Source organism: Lachnospiraceae bacterium oral taxon 500, from assembly GCA_002999035.1.
GTDB lineage: Bacteria > Bacillota > Clostridia > Lachnospirales > Vallitaleaceae > W11650.
On sequence record CP027241.1, the window covers coordinates 922,379 to 938,494 of the forward strand.

At 45.6% G+C, this 16,116-nt stretch carries 15 protein-coding genes; all 15 read right to left on the minus strand.

The window, feature by feature from the left end:
• Nucleotides 1-429 precede the first annotated feature (429 nt).
• Nucleotides 430-1,581, minus strand: a complete 1,152-nt coding sequence (locus C3V36_04315) for an NAD-dependent malic enzyme (protein AVM68537.1) — start codon at nt 1,579-1,581, stop codon at nt 430-432.
• A 44-nt stretch (nt 1,582-1,625) separates the two neighbouring features.
• Nucleotides 1,626-2,990, minus strand: coding sequence for a class II fumarate hydratase (gene fumC, locus C3V36_04320; GenBank protein ID AVM70435.1), 1,365 nt, complete (start codon nt 2,988-2,990; stop codon nt 1,626-1,628).
• 315 nt (nt 2,991-3,305) lie between these two features.
• A complete protein-coding gene (locus tag C3V36_04325) occupies nt 3,306-4,475 on the minus strand; it encodes a hypothetical protein (protein ID AVM68538.1) in 1,170 nt (389 codons plus the stop codon).
• A gap of 12 nt (nt 4,476-4,487) precedes the next feature.
• Complete coding sequence (locus C3V36_04330) at nt 4,488-5,759, minus strand: hypothetical protein (GenBank protein ID AVM68539.1); 1,272 nt, start codon at nt 5,757-5,759, stop codon at nt 4,488-4,490.
• 28 nt (nt 5,760-5,787) lie between these two features.
• Nucleotides 5,788-6,609, minus strand: coding sequence for a BtpA family membrane complex biogenesis protein (locus C3V36_04335; GenBank protein AVM68540.1), 822 nt, complete (start codon nt 6,607-6,609; stop codon nt 5,788-5,790).
• Between the two features lie 26 nt (nt 6,610-6,635).
• Nucleotides 6,636-7,136: a secondary thiamine-phosphate synthase enzyme gene (locus C3V36_04340; GenBank protein ID AVM68541.1), complete on the minus strand. Its 501-nt coding sequence runs from the start codon at nt 7,134-7,136 to the stop codon at nt 6,636-6,638.
• Nucleotides 7,051-8,205, minus strand: coding sequence for an SIS domain-containing protein (locus C3V36_04345; protein AVM68542.1), 1,155 nt, complete (start codon nt 8,203-8,205; stop codon nt 7,051-7,053). Before C3V36_04345 ends, C3V36_04340 begins: the two co-directional genes overlap by 86 nt.
• Before the next feature lie 20 nt (nt 8,206-8,225).
• The gene (locus C3V36_04350; protein AVM68543.1) at nt 8,226-9,029 is read right to left on the minus strand and encodes a secondary thiamine-phosphate synthase; all 804 of its coding nucleotides are present in this window, start codon (nt 9,027-9,029) and stop codon (nt 8,226-8,228) included.
• A 14-nt stretch (nt 9,030-9,043) separates the two neighbouring features.
• The gene (locus C3V36_04355; protein AVM68544.1) at nt 9,044-10,219 is read right to left on the minus strand and encodes a hypothetical protein; all 1,176 of its coding nucleotides are present in this window, start codon (nt 10,217-10,219) and stop codon (nt 9,044-9,046) included.
• Nucleotides 10,220-10,244: 25 nt separating this feature from the next.
• Nucleotides 10,245-11,249, minus strand: a complete 1,005-nt coding sequence (locus C3V36_04360; protein ID AVM68545.1) for a hypothetical protein — start codon at nt 11,247-11,249, stop codon at nt 10,245-10,247.
• Nucleotides 11,250-11,310: 61 nt separating this feature from the next.
• Complete coding sequence (locus C3V36_04365) at nt 11,311-11,745, minus strand: hypothetical protein (GenBank protein AVM68546.1); 435 nt, start codon at nt 11,743-11,745, stop codon at nt 11,311-11,313.
• Nucleotides 11,746-11,766: 21 nt separating this feature from the next.
• Nucleotides 11,767-12,735 (minus strand): hypothetical protein, encoded by a 969-nt coding sequence (locus C3V36_04370; GenBank protein AVM68547.1) that lies wholly within the window; start codon nt 12,733-12,735, stop codon nt 11,767-11,769.
• A gap of 15 nt (nt 12,736-12,750) precedes the next feature.
• Nucleotides 12,751-13,920, minus strand: coding sequence for a hypothetical protein (locus C3V36_04375; protein ID AVM68548.1), 1,170 nt, complete (start codon nt 13,918-13,920; stop codon nt 12,751-12,753).
• Between the two features lie 9 nt (nt 13,921-13,929).
• Nucleotides 13,930-15,039 carry a hypothetical protein gene (locus tag C3V36_04380; protein AVM68549.1) on the minus strand — a complete coding sequence of 370 codons (1,110 nt, stop codon included), beginning with the start codon at nt 15,037-15,039 and terminating at the stop codon, nt 13,930-13,932.
• A gap of 122 nt (nt 15,040-15,161) precedes the next feature.
• Entirely contained in the window at nt 15,162-16,109 is a 948-nt protein-coding gene (locus C3V36_04385) for a carbohydrate kinase family protein (protein ID AVM68550.1), read from the minus strand.
• Nucleotides 16,110-16,116: the final 7 nt, after the last annotated feature.

The window sequence follows — 16,116 nt, forward strand, 5'->3', positions numbered from 1 at the left end:
TGTTGATACCGATAAATCTTTTCAACATCTTGTATCATGGACCTGAGGGCAACAGCCCCTTTTTGTTTTATTGTTTTCTGCCGGTTTACTGTTCCCGGTCGAAAGTTTTTCTTTCTGCGCGGGGCGCAGCCTGACTGAATCAAGGTGCTGCGGGCCTCGGCCGGTTAGTGGTCTGCCTTTTTCCTGCTTGGTTCACCTCTGCCCGGTCGAAAGCTTTTCTTTCTGCGCGGGGTGCAGCCTGACTGAATCAAGGTGCTGCGGGCCTCCGCCGGGTAGTGGCCTGCCTTTTTTTCTTGGCTTACCGTTCGCCCGGCCGAGTGTTTTTCTTTCTGCGCGGGGCGCAGTCTGTCCGGCCGGCTACCTGCGTTATTGCAAGCCGCCTAGCAAAAAGACTGCTCTATTTTTGTAGAACAAATACAGTTGAAGCCATTATTTGACTGCTTGCTTAACTGCCGCCGCCACCGCCGGCGCTACCCGGCCGTCAAAAGGATCGGGAATCAAATATTCGGCGGTTAATTCCTGTGACTGAATCAATCCGGCCAGCGCCTCGGCTGCCGCCATTTTCATTTCTTCGGTAATTTCTTTCGCCCCGGCGTCCAACGCTCCCCGAAAAATTCCGGGAAAAACCAACACATTGTTGATTTGGTTCGGATAATCGCTTCGACCGGTAGCAATAATCGCCGCTCCGCCCCGGCGCGCTTCTTCCGGCATAATCTCCGGCACGGGATTGGACATGGCAAAAATCATCGGTGCCGGAGCCATTGACCGCACCATCTCTGCTGTCAGGATATTCGGCGCCGATACGCCGATAAACACATCCTTACCCTGAATCACATCGGCTAAACTGCCTGTTTCCAAACGGGGATTGGTCAGCCCCGCAATCTCTTTTTTAGCGGCCGTCAAACTGTTATCGCTTCGGACTAATGCCCCCTTTCTATCAAGCAAAATAATATCTTCTACCCCAAAGCGGAGCAAAAGTTTGGCAATCGCAATTCCGGCCGCTCCTGCTCCGCTGATTACCATTTTCATCGTCGCCAGCGGCCGGCCGGTAAAGCGCGATGCATTCAGCAAAGCCGCACACAGCGCAATAGCCGTGCCATGCTGATCATCATGGAAAACCGGAATATCCAGCTCTTTTTTTAAGCGGCTTTCAATTTCAAAACAGCGTGGTGCCGAAATATCCTCTAAGTTAATGCCGCCAAAACCCGGCGCAATATTTTTCACGGTTTGAATGATTTCCTCGGTATCTTTGGTCGCTAAACAAATCGGAAACGCATCGACATTGCCGAACTCCTTAAATAAAATCGCCTTGCCCTCCATCACCGGCATAGCCGCTTCCGGTCCAATATCCCCCAAGCCCAAAACCGCCGTACCGTCCGTAACGACCGCCACCAAGTTTCCTTTGGCTGTATATTTATAAGCATCCGCCCGGTTTTCGGCAATCCGCAGACAAGGCTCCGCCACACCGGGCGTATAAGCCGCGCTTAAATCTTCTCTGGTCTTTACTTTGACCTTGGGCTGAATCGCAACCTTGCCCCTATGCTGTTCATGCAGTTTCAAACTTTCCGCTTTAAAATCCATTTTCATCCTCCGTTATTTTAGTTACACCCATACTCAATCACTATTTACACCATATCTTGCGGCCGGTAAATCCGGTCAAACTCTTCTGCCGTCAAAAAGCCCAACTCGGCACAGGCCTGCTTTAAGGACAGATTTTCCCGATACGCCTTTTTAACCGCCTGAGCGGCTTTATCATAGCCGATATAAGGATTAAGCGCCGCCGCCGTCATCAGCGAACGGTTCAGATTATCCTCCATTTTCCGGCGATTAGCCTTGATTCCGGCCGCACAGTTCCGGTCAAAGGAGCGGATGCCGTCGCCGAGCAGCCGCACGGACTGCAAATAATTATAAATACAAACCGGCATAAAAACATTCAGCTGAAAATTTCCCTGCGCCGCCGCTAAACCAATGGCTGTATCATTGGCCAGCACCTGTACCGCAATCATCGTCAATGCTTCGGCTTGAGTCGGATTGACCTTCCCCGGCATAATCGAACTGCCCGGCTCGTTTTCCGGAATCTGAATTTCGCCCAGCCCGCAGCGGGGGCCGCTGGCCAGCCAGCGGATATCATTGGCAATTTTCATCAGATCGGCCGCCAAAGCTTTCAGCGCACCATGACTAAAAACAAGGGCATCCTTACTGGTCAGGGCATGAAACTTGTTTCCCGCTTCCCGAAAGGGCAGCCCTGTTTTCTGAGCTATTTTTCCGATCGCCGCGGCGGCAAAGCCCGCCGGTGCATTCAGGCCTGTGCCAACCGCTGTCCCGCCCAGCGCCAGCTCCAGCAGTCCATCCTGCGCCGCCAAAATCATGTCCCGGCTTCTCTCCAACATCACCCGCCAAGCCGAAATCTCTTGGGCAAAAGCAATAGGCGTTGCATCCTGCAAATGGGTCCGGCCGGACTTGACAATACCGGCATTTTCCGCCTCCAATCGGGAAAAAGTAGCCACTAATTCCTCCAGCGCCGGCAGCAGCTCTGTTTGCACGCTGGTCGCCGCAGCAATATGCATGGCGCTGGGAAAAACATCATTGGAGCTTTGCGCCATATTAACATGGTCATTGGGGTGCAGGAGCCTCTCGCCGGCTAATTCATTGCCGCGGCCAGCAATCACCTCATTGACATTCATATTGGTCTGCGTCCCGCTCCCCGTCTGCCAGACCGACAGCGGAAACTCTTCCGGCCATTGCCCAGCCAGAATCTCGGCACAAACCTGCGTAATCTTCTGCGCCCGCTCCGCCGATAAACGCCCCAGCTCGCAGTTCACTTCAGCCGCCGCCGCTTTGATGGAGGCCAGCGCCCGAATCACTTCGTCCGGCATTTTCTCCCGGCCAATGGCAAAAAACTGCCGGCTTCTCTCCGTCTGCGCCCCCCAGTAATGTTCGGCCGGTACGGCAATCTCACCGATGGAATCCTTTTCTATACGATAGGTCATAGTTTCTCCTTTAATAAATCTTTGCTCCAGCCTGCACTCTTTGGTTTCGGCGTGAGTGCACGAGAAAATCCTTTCGGATTTTCTCTCCGCATCGCCGCTCTTATAAGCTGCTCGGAAAATGCGCTTGGACATGCAAGCATGTCCCGCTCATTTTCCTACACCTTGCACTCACGCCTTCACTGCGCAACATTATACCACATAATCTGGTCGAAATGGTTGAAAAAAACTTTTTTTGACCAGAAAAACAAAAAAATACCGCTATCAACTTAATTCGTTAGCGGTATTTTTATCACAAAATATTCGGCCAATAAAAATTCAATCTACATATTCAATTTTGCTGGTTTTAATCGTATTAATTCCGCCTTCCTGACTAAACAAAGGATTACTGGCGTCCATTCCGCCAAAATATTCATAATTCCGGCCAATGGCGATGTAATTGCCCAGCATAAATAAAGGAATAAAATTCGCCAGGGGATTCACAAAATCATCCTTTGCACCGGGAATCCGGCATACCGTTACCCCGGGATAAAAAGTTTCCGGCTCTGCATCTGTTACCACCAGCACATTCCGATTAGATTTCTGCATAGAGGCTATTGTTTCCACCGTTCGGCTAAAGGAAGCGCATTCCCTGAAAGCAACAGCTATGGTGCCCAACTGGTCTCTTTTAGTCTGAAAATAATCAATATGACACCAGTCTTCACTGTCATTTAAGCAATTCAGGCTGCCGCACAGTTCAAAAAACTTAGCCGTCGCAAAATAAGCGGTCGCAAAATCACTTCCTCCACCTACAAAGCCAAAGCCAAGGTAATTTCTCCAAGTCTGGGCTAATTCAAACATTTGGCAGTCCACCTGAGTTAAGATATTATCATTGCACACGGCAGACACATAGCCTACGGCTTCTTTGCGGATTTCATCCGCTCTCTCCGCCGTAATAGTTCCTCGAATTTGACCAGCATGAAGAGCCATAAGTAATGTGGTACAAACGGCTGCCACATATGTTCTGGTTTGAAATACCGGTGAAAAGCCTGTACCCTTGGGAATCTCAATCTGAAGAACATGGCCTGCTTCTTGCGCTAACCCGGATTTCGGATTTCCGGTAATAGCTAACGTTATACAACCTTTGGCAGCTGCTCGCTTCATCGCCTCAATAACCCGGGAGCCGCCGCCCGAAACACTAATGACCACAACCAAAGTTTGTTCCGGATGTTCCGGTGAAAACACATGATGACGACTCACATCAATACAGCGGAGAACTTGATAATCCGCTTCCAGAAACATTCGGCTGCCGATTTCCTTGGTTGCCAGACTGGCAGCGTAAGAATCACCATTGCCAGTCACTACTACATGGCGAATATTTTTTAAAATCTCATCGGGAATTATTCGGGACATAACATCATCTGTAAGTTTATCCATAAGCCCCTGTACGAACTCGGGATAATCCTTAAGCCCTGTCTTTACATTATTATCTCTTTCCATTCCTTTCACTGTAAAACCTCCTCATATATCTGCATTCTGGAACCGTGCCTGAAGTTTTCGGTTCTGATTAATAGAAATAGCTCCCAGTACACCGGCTACTGCATAAAGCACTATCCCCATAATAAAGGCGCCCCGATAAGAACCAAACTTATCATAAAACAGGCCGATACTGGCATATAAACCACCGCCGATCAAACTATTAACCATCATCATCAAAGACCAAATTTCAGAATAATGGCCGCTGCCCACGATATTTCTGGCCAGAAGCGGACATTGCACCATATACATACTGTTGCCCAAACCAACAATAAACATTGCCGGATATACAAAAATCGGATTTTGAAAGCTCAAAAACATTGTAAGATATCCTAGAGCCGTGGTAATGCCGCCCCAAAGCAGACCAGCTTTCACACCTCGTCGATCATTAATTTTTCCCACAATGACACTGCTTAGCGTCCCTCCCAGATTCGAAAACACGCCAACCGCCGCCCCAAAGTTAATGCTTTGCTTCAGTTCAATCGTTGCAAAATTAGTAGCATAGCCCGAAACACCGCAGGCATAACTATACAGTACACAGGCTGTCCAGGCAATATACAGCAACGGCAGCTGAAAAGCCTGCTTTTTAGTTAAACTATGAGTAGACGCTGCCGCCGAAACCTCTTCTTGAGTGTCTTCTTTTTCACTGGCACCATAAGGTTCACATCCCATTTCCTTAGGACTGCGAATCAACGCAAATACAGCCGGGATAGTAATAACTGCTGACATGGCTGCCATAATAAAGTACGCATTCCGCCACCCCAAGTCTGTAATTAACTTAGCAGATAACAGCGTATACAAAATCGTTGCTGCTGTTCCAACTGCAGTAACAACACCCAATACTGTCCCATTTTTTTTACGAAACCACATATTCAACAAAATAGGGATGGAAACAAAACCGGTAAATGCCTGAGCAATACCAATCATAGCCCCGGAAAAATAAAACATCTGAACCGTTTGATAAGTTCCCATTAACGCCAGACCGATGACCTCCAAGACAGAAGAAATTCCGATAACTAAGCCAACCTTTTTAGTTGTAATCATACGTGCTGCAGTAGTATACAGTAATGCCATAGAGATAGCCTGAATACTGGTAAACATGGTAAGTTGACTGACCTTACAACCCAAGTCCTGAACAATTGGCGTAATAAAGTTGCCTACCGCCGCCGCACAGGCTCCACCGGTTCCTAGTTTCATTAAAATACAGGCAATTACAATTTTCCATGCATAATGCATTTTTGTTTTTTCATTTTTCATATATTTCTCACTTCACTCTTTTTTAAGTTCAGGCTTTATTCAGTTCCTCTTCCAATTCTCTGACATTGCGGACATATTCTGCAACAATAGAGCCAATAATGGGTCCTCCCCATTTGCCGCCTTCAAAAGCAGTTCCCACCAATGCGCCGTCGGCATAGCACAAGCGTTCTTTACAATTGTCTGCAGAAGTAGCGCCACCTAAAATCACGGGGAAATTACCAGCTGCTTTCACATCTTGAACTAAACGTTCATTTCGCGCAAAATCTCGATCACAAACCTCAATTGCATCGGCTCCCATACGCATAGAAGTCTGAGCCAAATTTTGGATCTCCGTCGAACTATACTCACCCACATGGTGATAACCAGATATCTCTGAAAGCATCCCGATGTTCATAGCATCAATTTTCTTGCGATACTCCGCCACCTTTAGAGGCTGTCCCTCCATAATACCATACAATGTCTCCACTCTTCCTACCAGCGCAGAACAACGAGTAAAATCTGCTCCTGCCGCCTTACAAACTGCCAAGGATGGCGTAATACAGTTCATCATAATTTGTGCGCCAATAATAAAATTGGGACCGACAGCATCCCGAACTCGAGCCGTCACTGCGGCCAGTCCCGCTACTCTCGCATAGTCCGTATCATCTCCGCTGGGATAAAATACATCTACCGTCTGGATCAATCCGCCGTCGGCTCCATTCTCTTTCAGCGCTAGGCAGTCCGAAATAGCTTTTTTAGTCATCTTATCCAAAAATCCCTCTTGGTAAAGAGGAGTAGAAACCATAGGTAAAAGGTGAACCAATCCAATAACCAGTTTCTTCCCGTTCAAATTATCAAAACAAGTACTCATACTGCTTCCCTCCACTTCAGCATCTTTTAAACACCAAATACCATTACCGTATATCTGCGCTGCTGCCCTCCGCAATACTCCGCAAAAAAAATCCCCTGGGAATCCCCCAGTTTTAATTCACCATCCGCTACAATAAAGTCCATAGTTTGTCCTGCCACCGCAGCTTTACTTTGAGCCGCCGCCTGCCACGGGTCATCGGTTCCAGCATAATCCAGACGGGCCGGCCAAATCCGATTAAAATCATCCATAATATCCTCATGTCCCTTCTTGTCATAAAAGGACGTGCACAAAATCCCTGCATCTACCGTCGGCGCAGATACTACGGCAACGCCATGCTTCACTCCGCTCTCTGCCACAATCTGCTTAACGCTTTCCGTAATTTCCAGCAAAGACCCTTTTTGCGTTTGAATCATTTTTTCTGTATACATACCCATCTCTCCTTTAAACAACCTTAATTTTGCTGGAACGAATGGTATTGTTTCCCGGCTCTGACCAAATTCCACCGCCTCGGAAGAAAGACTCACCATTCAGCGTGGAAAGATAGCCCGCCAAAATAGCACCCGGAACATAATTCATCATCGCAAGCAAAAAGTTATATTCCTCCGGTGCCTGAGGAACTTGGCAAAGAGTCACACCCTGTGCGTTACCGAAATCACTGAGATTTCCATCCGAAATCAACAGCAGCGGTCTCTTAATCCCGGCTGCTTGCAATAAGGTCTCTCCAATTCGGCTCCGATCATTGGCTTTCTTGTCAGCTACTACCACTGTACCAATACTACCGGGATTTTTTTGAAAAAATCCCGCATGACACCAGTTTTCGCTATCGTCTGCAGCCGCCATATAGCCTGCTGTTTCCACAACTTTCGCCGCCATAAAAAAGGCAGAGGCAAACTGAATATCATCACCAATATAGTCAAATCTCCGAAAATCCTTCCAAGTCTGAGCCAGAGAAAACATCTGCTGGTCAATTCGTTCCATCTCATCACCCCAAGACATGGCGTTGTCCACAATAGCCTTCCCCATATTTGAGTCTGCATCCTGAACGCTGCATCCGGCAAGCTCACCCAGCCGAGCTGCCAATAAATATAAGCCCGTCAGTGAACCGAAATAATTCCGTAAACCGGGATTCGCATTAGGAAAATCTGGAGTATGAACGCAAAAGGTATATGCCGCTTCCTGAGCTGCCGGCGAATCCGGATTATTCGTCAAAGCTAAAGATACACAGCCATAGTGATTAGCCCGACGCAAAGCCTCTTGAACTCGGGCCGGACCACCGGAACAGCTTACACCAATAACCAATGTATTCTCACCACTAAACTTCGAAAAATCCATAAAACGAGTTACATCAATCGCCCGAGCATAGGAAAAGTCACTTCCAAATCGGCCTGCAAACTTTCGAAATGCAGGAATAGAAGCCAATGCTGCCACATAAGAATCTCCGCAGCCCGTGATAATTACACGGCGAATTTTCTTCATAACCTTATCTGGTATGGCTTGAGCCAATCCCAAACGAGCACCTTCTACTTGTGGTCTTGCCAAAGCCGGTAAACTAAGGCACTGCTGGCGTAGGGGGTTATCAAATGCAATCTTTTCCATCTATCTTACCTCCGTTCTATTCAATCCGTATAAACTGCCACAAAATAATTCCGCGGCCGAGGCCCATCATATTCAGCAAATACCACGGCCTGCTCCTCTCCTAACATTAATTGGCCATCCTGTATGGTCAATGTAAGCTGGGAATCAGTCAAAGCAGTTTTCACATGGCCGCCGGCATCAGATGCGGTTTCTCGATGCTTGAAATCTACTCGGGTAGGTACCATTCGTTCAATATCCGTCATTATGTCCTTCGCCGCCTGTGGATTTCGGGGTGCCAAAAGTAAACCGGCTGTGGAATGCAGCATGGAAATATGACAAATCCCATCTTTCACACCGCTACGCGCAATAACGTCGCAAACACCTTTGGTTATATCATGCATTCCCATATAAACTGTTTGAATATTTTCTTTTTCAATGCACATGGGTTTTTCAATGATTTCTACCAAAAATTTTCGAGGCCGAGGGCCATCAAACTCCACAAATACCAGCCCTTGGGAAGATCCCAACACCAACTTGCCACCATGAATGATTAGAGTAGCAGAACTACCCATTAAAGCCGATTTTACATGACCAGAAGCATCATACGGCGAATCCTGATGTTTGTAGCTTACTCGGGTAGGAATATTTCGGTCGATCTCATCCATCAGATCGGCTAAACCTCTCGGATCCCAGAAAGAAGTGATTGCTAAGCCTGCAGTCGTATGGGGAACAGAAATAACACAAAAGCCCTCTTGTACTCCGCTTTCTTCTAAAATATCATTAACGTCTGCCGTAATGGACATACATGCGCGAAATTCTGTATTGATCTTTTTTTCATACAACATGGTTATCCCCTTCCTTAATCAAAAATTTCAATTTTGCTGCTATCGATCGTCATCAAGGATTGCTCACAAAAATTGCCATTTAAGTCCGGCGTTTTCTGGAAACGAGAAGAAGTTTCTGTTTGAAGTTCTGCCACATAGCCGGCCAGCAAAGATAGCGGTATATAATCCATCAGCGGAAGCAGCCATTCATATCCGTCCGGAGTTTCCGGAATTTGGCAAACTATGGCCTTAGAGACAAAGTCTTCTGGATCTCCATTCGTCACAACCAAGACCGGCCGCCCAATCGCTACTGCCGATCTTATCGTCTCCCGTTCCCGATCATAGGCCGGAGAATTTCGATCAGCTATAACTATCGTCCCAACCGTATCCGGCTCTTTTAAAAAGTAGTTGATATGGCACCAATCCTCACTGTCATCTACCGATACACAGCAGCCATTCGCTTCTAAAAATTTAGCCGCACCAAAAAGTGCGGAGCTAAGTTCTGCATCGTCACCGATAAAATCAAAGCGTTCAAAGTCTTTCCATCTTTGTGCTAATTCATACATCTGGGCATCAATCGTATCCAATGATTTAGCAAAAGACATCACATAGTCTCGAACTGCCGCTTGAAAAGCACTTGATGCCATAGGCGGTAAAGTCCCTCTTACATGGCCAAAACGATTAGCAAAAGAAAGTAAGCCTATTAGAGATGCAAAATAAGACTGCACATCCGATCCTTTATCCGAAATCCCCAAAATATTCAGGCAATACACCCGCTTAGCCAGCATAGCTGCCCGAGACTCAGAATTGTTTGTCATCAGAATAGAAAAAGCCCCGACCTCATTAGCCTTTTTCAATGCTTCGCAAATCCGCGCCGTACTGCCTCCGGCGCTAATGGCAATAACCAAAGGACTGTTAGGTTCACCAATCCCTATTTCATTCTTGCTCAAAAATCGAGTAAAGTCTATAGCGCGCATAACCTGAACGCCAAAGCAATCACAATATTTTTCTACAACAGGAGCCATAGCAATGGCAGCTGCATAAGAATCACCGCAGCCAGTTAAAATAATTTTCCTGACATCAAAAATTTCCGCCATAGTCATCAATTCCCGCAAGCCCGAACCGAAGCAGGCTTCGAGTTGAGCTTCAACTATGTTTGGAAGATTAAAGACTTGCCGCCGAATCGGATTGTCACATTGAATGTTTTTCACTTTTTTCCCTCCCTTGCGCAAAAAATCAACCGTAATTATAAAAGAACAACAGAATCAGACCAATAAAATACAGCCCCAAACCCATAATCAGTGTAATCATCGTTCGTTTTTGTGCATTTTTAAACTCTCGGTAATAAAATCCCCAAAAATATGTCCAAATCGTAGATGTTTTGCCAAAAAGAAAAGAAAGTGTTGCACTAATAGCCGGCATAGAATAAATAGACAAAATATTTCCACCGTAATGGCATAGAGCAGAAACAGCACTCATAAAAAGAGGTCGCTTGCTGCTTCCAATACATAACACCGTTTTCCATTGTTTTTTCCAAGTGAAAAAAATAATACCTAATACCAACACAGATAGTGCCGAGCCGGTAGCCATAAAGGCACACGTTAGAATCGGAGGCAAATTTGCTGCCGTACCTGTAGCTGTCCCGCTAACCCATCCATTCATCAGCAAACAATCTATCAAGAGCCAAAATATAACTTTCCAACCCACTTTATTCTTAGAATTTTCTTTCCTCTGACCGGTTATCGCCGCTTGATCAAGTGCGCACATTTGGGAGGCTTTGGAACAAACATAGCTGGCCACAATAAAAATAATCGTAGTAGTCACAATTAAAGGAAGTGCTTGAGGAGTATCTGGCAATCCTTCTTTGGAAATAGATGTCATAAGCCCCATAATGCTGGTAACCGTACCGGAAAGAGTTGTCGTCAACATCAGTCCCAAATTATTCATAATAGTTAAACTGATTACCATTCCGATCGACATCATGCCGCCGCCTAACATAATCTCCCACATCACATCAGTTTGCTGCCCTATGGCTGTAAAAAGGCCTTCCGGCAGAAGCACAGGTGCTAAAAGCAAAGTAACGCCCCAAACCAAGACAAAGGAAAACATATATAGCATAAATGCAATTCCAATAATTGGATAATCCTTTTTTAGTTTAATGACCTGCATCCAGCTTCCCCACATACTGGCAGCCAGCAAGGTCAAAAAAATCGCTATCGGTGTTGAAAAATAATGCGTCACCTCAATTTCCCCCTTACTTTATCACTCAACTTTCCTACTTATCAAAAACACACCAAAATCTTTACTTAAACGAATAATCAGACTTGCTGCCGGCGTCTATAAAGTTCTGATAGACAGCCTGGATATAGCTATTAAAATCATTCTGATAAGCAACGCTGTGTAAGTTTTCAATACTGGCAAATAAATAAGTAAAAAAAATAAAGACAATCATCATTCCCAGTAAAGTAAAACCCGCTCGTCGTTTGCAAAACAGCGGAAGATAACGGCGAACTGTTGTATCCGATAAAAAGAAAGCCGGACTTAACAACCAAAGAACCAATATTACTGCACTGAACCGATAAATTATCTGATCATATGCAGATGCCGGAATCGGGGTCGGAGTTGTCAAACCGAAAAATAAGATAATCAAGTTTAATATATACCATGTCGACGCTACAAGCATTTTCCACGGTCTGCCCGAGCGAAATCCCAATACTTTTTTCCAAGTTTGTTTCATGTTCTCGTTCCTCGCATATGTTTAAAGCTTTCGTTCCGCTTTCAGTTTTTTTAAAGTTTCCTCCGCTAACTTTCGAGCATTGGCCATAACTTCTTTGGTATAAAGAGGATATGGCCCCCATTGGGCAGCATTATAGCCACTGGCCACATTCGCCATAACCGCTGCCATGTCTGGAGACTCTCCGGAAAAAAGCGCATAAGCCGCCGCCCCAGTCGAACAATTTCCACAGCCAGTTGGATCTGCTGATTCTCCAAAAGGTTTAATCACCGGACAAAAATAAGCATTAGCCGGAGTTACGGCATAAGAACCCCTTTCACCTACCCGGTAAAATGTAAAAGGAACTGGCAATTTCTGAAGTTCGTTGATAATAGCGGCATCATCTTCTTTAGGCAAATCAAACATGTCGGCCGCTTCGTTATTGTTGATAGACCAAGCATCCGCTATCTCCAGCACTCGCCGAACTCGGTTTTGGACTTCTTTCCGGCTCATCCCCCAATTTTTTCGATAAACTCCCGCATACTCTATTTCCCACATAATCTTTAATCCGTTCTTTTCCTTGACTTTTCGGAGATTTTCCCAGACCACCGCATCTAAATTATGTGCCATATAGATACCGCGGATATGGTAACCCCGAGCAGCTTCATCAATATCATCTGCATGCGTCTTTAAAAAACCTAAATGTTCCAGCGAAAAGCTGGGGGTGGGTTTAAAGGAACCATCCTTATTATATTTCAATGTAAAACGAGTATGCTGCTCCATCTCCACCCGAACGGATTCCTGAGTCACGCCGTTAGACACCATCCATTTTCCATAGGTATCTTTGTAATCTGCACCCGTTTTACAAACCAGTTTACAATTCGGTGTCCAAATCCGCATCCCAGACAGCGCATAAAAAGCAGGACCGCCCATGCTCCACTCAGATAGATTCCCACTCTCATCTTCAATTCGATCAGACATAATATTGCCGCAAGCAAGATACTCAACCGCCATGGAATGTCCTCCTCATTAACGCTCAATTACATCAATTGGTGAAAAATACGTAGGAATGAAAATGGTAGGATCCATGCCACCCCGAAACATTGGTTCTCCCAGTGTTGTATGCCGAAAACCGCCAAAAATGGCTCCCGGTAAGTAAGCATACAACTGATTTAAAAATTCCCATCCTTCTGTTGGCAACGGCAGCGGACAATAACGTACAGGCACAGTAATACCAATTTCTTCCGGTTTTTTATCACAACAAACCAGAACTTCTCTATCGTCCCGCTTCATCATTGTATTAATTGCTGCAGCCATATTAGACACACTTTTATCCCGGCTGTTGACCAGCGCTATACTGGCAATTTCAGACCCGAAACTCATAAAACAGTTGACATGCATATAATTCTCACTGTCTACCACTGAGCAAGGATCACCCGAAAGCTCTACTATTTTGGCCTGAATGAATTTAGCTACCCAGAACATCGGACCATTTCCAAGAATTTCAATATATTTCTTGTCCAGCCAATGAATAGCCGCGGCGAAACAAGCCTGATCAATCGTCTGTAATTCTGAAAAAAACCGATCATGATAAATTTGAACCTGTTCCCGCAACGGCACCAGCATGGATTCTGTGCTTCGGTCTTCCGCCATAGCCGCAGCCAAAACAATTAAACTAACCACGTTCATATAATAAGTGCGCAAACCGGCGTTATTGTCTCCGGGCGGACAGTTCAAATAATATAAAATATCAGCTTCCCTAGCCGTTAACGACTTGACACTGCCGGTCATGGCAATAGTGGTAATGCCATGGCGACGACACTGCCTCAAGGCTTCAATGGTTCGAAAAATCTCTCCAGAAACACTAATAAAGATTGCAACTGTATCTTTTTCATCTGGCCGGAACGGATAGTGGCGACTAAGTTCAATCGCTTCTACCGCCTCAAACTCTACCTCTGGCAGATAATAAGCAAATGCTTCTTTTACGGCAAAGGCTGCTAAATTAGAATCGCCACAACCTGTCGCCCATATCCGTTTCGCCTGACGTACCGCTGGATTTTTTATTACTGCCTGAACCTGAGCTGCGGCTCGGTCAAATTGAACCATTGTTAATGGATCCACGTCCATACACTGGGCATAAAAGCTGTCTTGAAAATAAAATTTTCGGTAATAGTTTTCATCGTTTAATCGTTTGTACATATTACCCTCCTATACGTCTTTGCTCCAAATTTGATTACGAAAATCATAACGCCCATTGAAGAAAAACCGTTCGTTTACGGCTGCCTGATATCCAGCTAAAAGTGCCCCGGGAATAAAATCAATCAACGGAGACATCCAAGGTTCCGGTGCCACAGGAAGCTGACAGAAAACAGGTTTTTCTGTACTTTCTGCGTCTCTTTTCTCACTTGTAAAATACTCGAAAAAGCTTGCCGGTATATCCAGCTTCTTCGGAGAGACCTCAAATTCCTGCGGTGCTGCATCTGTTACCACCAGAGTCGGACGATGCTGTTTCAAACAACCGCCTATCGTATCCCGCATCCGGCTGAAACTGGGATCTGCCGCGTTAATCATAACTACCATGCCATAGGTACTGGGCTCACGCTGGAAAAAACTGATATGGGCAAATTCCTCAGATGTCGTATGATCACAAAACACACCACCGCATTCAATAAATTTCTGTTCAACAAATTGAGCGGAAAAACCTTCGTTCCAATCCGCAATCACCTCAAATTTTTGCAAGTCCTTCATTTTTACCGCCAAATCAAACATTTGATCATCAATTGCATTAATTTTTGCCATGAAAGAAATCACATAATCGCTAATTTGATCCTTAATTTCGGTAAATCTGCTCTCCGTCAAACTTCCTTTACATAATCCAAGATATGCCCCTACAGCAGAAAGAGCCACTAAACTGGCATAATAAGAGCGAAGGCCCGGAGTGTTACATCCCTCCGGAGTTTCTACATTGAATACATGAACGGCTACTGCTCCGGCTTTGGAATCACTGGATCGGGTAATCAGCAAAGAATGTGCCCCCATTTCATTAGCTCGCTCCAGCGCTTCGGCTGCCTGAACCGAATTGCCACTAAAACTAACCGCTATAATCAAAACCTCTTGGGGCTGATAATTCTTACAAATTTTTTTATCCGAATAAAAGCGGCAAAAATCAATAGCGTCCGGCGTATTGCAGGCACGAATTCCACTAAGCTGCATCAGCGCGGGCCGCATAGCGCCAGCCGCAGAATAAGAATCTCCGCAGCCAGTAACGATGATTCGTTTAATTCCAGCGGCCGTTCCCGAATCCAACATTGCTTCCATTTTTTTATATCAAAACACTTATCCGCCTGAATCTTAGCAAGATCCTTCAAAGCAAATACCTGCTCAGTAATTGAATTGAAATACTGCTTCTTATCCATATTTCCCTCCTAGTTTCCGGCAAACTACAGACCATATTTTGCTTTATAGAAAGCATAAAGCTCCTTTACCTGTGCCTTGGCCTCCTCTCGGACAGCTTCAAAATCTGGAATCACCCCGAATTGCCTAATATTTTGCCCAGCCGCTACATTGGCCATAACACCAATCATGAGGGGATCATATCCTTCCACAAAAGCATATAAAGCCGCTCCTGTAGAAGTATTTCCGCAGCCTGTCGGATCCACTACCGGGCCGGGAGCCGGAGCCAGAAGATAAGCCTCTTTCGGTGTTACCGCATACAGTCCTCGTTCTCCAACGCGGAAAAGCGTAAACTCCACCGGCAATTTTTGCAAGTTTTTTATACAAGCCTCATCACCCTCTACGTTAAAAAGATTTTGGGCTTCCTGCAAATTAATCGAAAAAATATCTACATACTGACAAGCATATCTAACCTTATCTATAAATTTTAATTGAGCGCTCGGTCCCTCAATTTCCCACATAATTTTAAAACCATCCCGAGCTTTCACTTGACCCAGCTGCTCCCAAAACACCCGATCACAATTGTGAGCCAGATAAATTCCTTTCGTATCTCCTTCGCCGGTAAAAGCCGCAAAATCCGCGGGCGAAGTTTTCATATAGCCTAAATTCTGCATCCATTCACTGACAAACCCCACATCACTAAATTGAGCCGATCCATAGGTACCGTCCGGGAAATAAGTCAAACTGGTATGATTACAATGATCGCTGACAACTTTTAGCCCTCGCGTTTCAATTTTATTTTTTGCTACCCACGGATCAAACAGCGTATGATAGTCTTCCCCCAACCGGCTGCACTGTATGACATCGTCCGTAAACAGTTTAACTCCGCTATACGCAAATGTAGCAGGGCCACCAATACTTTCACGTCGATGTTTTATGCCATCAGCAAAACAAACCGCATCCAGCATAACATTTCCGCCAATTACATATTTCATAGATGCT

Bases quoted from the DNA above. Each gene is read 5' to 3' on its own strand.
- C3V36_04315 (AVM68537.1), bottom strand. From the start codon at position 1,581: ATGGATTTTAAAGCGGAAAGTTTGAAACTGCATGAACAGCATAGGGGC.
- fumC (AVM70435.1), bottom strand. From the start codon at position 2,990: ATGACCTATCGTATAGAAAAGGATTCCATCGGTGAGATTGCCGTACCG.
- C3V36_04330 (AVM68539.1), bottom strand. From the start codon at position 5,759: ATGAAAAATGAAAAAACAAAAATGCATTATGCATGGAAAATTGTAATT.
- C3V36_04335 (AVM68540.1), bottom strand. From the start codon at position 6,609: ATGAGTACTTGTTTTGATAATTTGAACGGGAAGAAACTGGTTATTGGA.
- C3V36_04340 (AVM68541.1), bottom strand. From the start codon at position 7,136: ATGGTGAGTCTTTCTTCCGAGGCGGTGGAATTTGGTCAGAGCCGGGAA.
- C3V36_04345 (AVM68542.1), bottom strand. From the start codon at position 8,205: ATGGAAAAGATTGCATTTGATAACCCCCTACGCCAGCAGTGCCTTAGT.
- C3V36_04350 (AVM68543.1), bottom strand. From the start codon at position 9,029: ATGTTGTATGAAAAAAAGATCAATACAGAATTTCGCGCATGTATGTCC.
- C3V36_04365 (AVM68546.1), bottom strand. From the start codon at position 11,745: ATGAAACAAACTTGGAAAAAAGTATTGGGATTTCGCTCGGGCAGACCG.
- C3V36_04370 (AVM68547.1), bottom strand. From the start codon at position 12,735: ATGGCGGTTGAGTATCTTGCTTGCGGCAATATTATGTCTGATCGAATT.
- C3V36_04375 (AVM68548.1), bottom strand. From the start codon at position 13,920: ATGTACAAACGATTAAACGATGAAAACTATTACCGAAAATTTTATTTT.
- C3V36_04380 (AVM68549.1), bottom strand. From the start codon at position 15,039: ATGGAAGCAATGTTGGATTCGGGAACGGCCGCTGGAATTAAACGAATC.
- C3V36_04385 (AVM68550.1), bottom strand. From the start codon at position 16,109: ATGAAATATGTAATTGGCGGAAATGTTATGCTGGATGCGGTTTGTTTT.